2 protein-coding genes and 1 pseudogene are annotated in these 1,757 nt (G+C 67.8%); 2 read left to right on the top strand and 1 reads right to left on the bottom strand.

Translation table 11 applies throughout. The features are described 5' to 3' along the window. Positions 1 to 435, top strand: a pseudogene (locus tag ACZ55A_RS37085) (aminofutalosine synthase MqnE); the annotation flags it as partial. A gap of 57 nt (positions 436 to 492) precedes the next feature. Then, complete coding sequence (locus ACZ55A_RS37080) at positions 493 to 798, top strand: ferredoxin (protein ID WP_468849504.1); 306 nt, start codon at positions 493 to 495, stop codon at positions 796 to 798. Between the two features lie 116 nt (positions 799 to 914). Here the strand turns inward: ACZ55A_RS37080 and ACZ55A_RS37075 are convergent. Beyond that, positions 915 to 1,757: radical SAM protein (locus ACZ55A_RS37075; RefSeq protein ID WP_468849502.1), on the bottom strand; the 843-nt coding region annotated here is incomplete at its 5' end.

Below are 1,757 nucleotides of genomic sequence, written 5' to 3'. Positions count from 1 at the left end.
TTCCAGGTCTTCATCCCGCTGCGCTACCAGCACGACTTCGTCGACATGCAGGACGGCAAGGTCCGCAACAAGCTCCAGGCCCGCACCACCATGGCGTCGGGGGCGGAGGCGCTGAAGACCTTCGCGGTCTCCCGCCTCCTCTTCGACAACGTCCCGCATGTGAAGGTCTTCTGGGTCATGCACGGGATCGCCACCGCCCAACTCGCTCTCCAGCACGGTGCGGACGACATGGACGGCTCGGTCGTCGAGTACAAGATCACTCATGACGCGGATGACTTCGGTACGCCGGACAAGCTGACCCGGGACGACATCCTCGATCTGATCCGGGACGCCGGCTTCCGGCCGGTCGAGCGCAACACCCGCTACGAGACCATCCGCGAGTACCCCGGCCCGGACCCCGAGCGCCGTGAGTCGCCCCAGCCCATGCGGGTCTGACCTCCCTGACCTGAGGCCCGTAACCACAGACAAGACCACGATCGGCAGGCAGGCGGTATGTCCACCAAAGCGAACGTGAACGACGACGAACTCGAGGTCTGGATCGACCAGGACCTGTGCACCGGAGACGGCATCTGCGTGGACTACGCACCGGAGGTCTTCGAGCTGGACATCGACGGCCTCGCGTATGTGAAGGGGGAGGACGACGAGCTGCGGCAGGCACCTCGTGCGACCGTGCCGCTGCCCCTGGACCTGGTCCGGGACGTGGCGGAGTCGGCCAAGGAGTGCCCTGGCGAGTGCATCCACGTACGGCGCGTCAAGGACGCGGTGGAGGTCTACGGGCCGGAGGCCGACCAAGCCTGACCGAGGCGAGGCGGCCGGCGGGCTCGCGAGAACACCGCGACGACGCAACGAAGAGGCTGGTTCCCGGATCTCCGGGAACCAGCCTCTCGTCGTGAGCGGGGCGGCCTGCGCGCCGGTCAGCCCGCCCCGATCACCTTCAGCTCCGGGTGGCTCCGCGCCCCTTCCAGGCCGTCGCCGTGGTCGAGGGCGGTGGAGGACAGGTGGGAGACGACATGGTCGTCGACCGGGTCGTGCGCCGGGTCGTCGTGCACCAGCAGATGCTCGTAGGTGGTGGCGCGCTGTGCCGGGACGCGGTCGGCCGCCCGGATCAGCTGGAGCAGTTCCATCCGGTTGGAGCGGTGCTTGGCGCCGGCCGAGGAGACCACGTTCTCCTCCAGCATCACCGAGCCGAGGTCGTCCGCGCCGTAGTGCAGGGCGAGCTGTCCGGCCTCCTTGCCGACGGTGAGCCAGGAGCCCTGGATGTGCGGGACGTTGTCCAGGAAGATCCGCGCGATGGCGAGCATCCGCAGATATTCGAAGACCGTGGCCTGTGTCCGGCCCTTCAGGTGGTTGTTCTCGGGCTGGTAGGTGTACGGGATGAAGGCGCGGAAGCCGCCCGTGCGGTCCTGGACGTCGCGGATCATCCGGATGTGCTCGATGCGCTCGGCGTTGGTCTCGCCGGTGCCCATCAGCATGGTCGAGGTGGACTCCACCCCGAGTCCGTGCGCGACCTCCATGATCTCCAGCCAGCGCTCACCGGACTCCTTCAGCGGCGCGATCGCCTTACGGGGACGGGCCGGGAGGAGTTCGGCGCCGGCGCCCGCGAAGGAGTCCAGGCCCGCGGCGTGGATGCGCTGGATGGCCTCCTCGACCGACACCTTGGAAATACGGGCCATGTGCTCGACCTCGGAGGCTCCCAGGGAGTGGATCACCAGCTGCGGGAAGGCCTTCTTGATGGCCGAGAAGTGCTTCTCGTAGTA

Source organism: Streptomyces sp. NPDC034111, assembly GCF_055575375.1.
This window is presented reverse-complemented; position numbering and strand designations above follow the sequence as displayed.

Bases quoted from the DNA above. Each gene is read 5' to 3' on its own strand.
- ACZ55A_RS37080 (WP_468849504.1), top strand. From the start codon at position 493: ATGTCCACCAAAGCGAACGTGAACGACGACGAACTCGAGGTCTGGATC.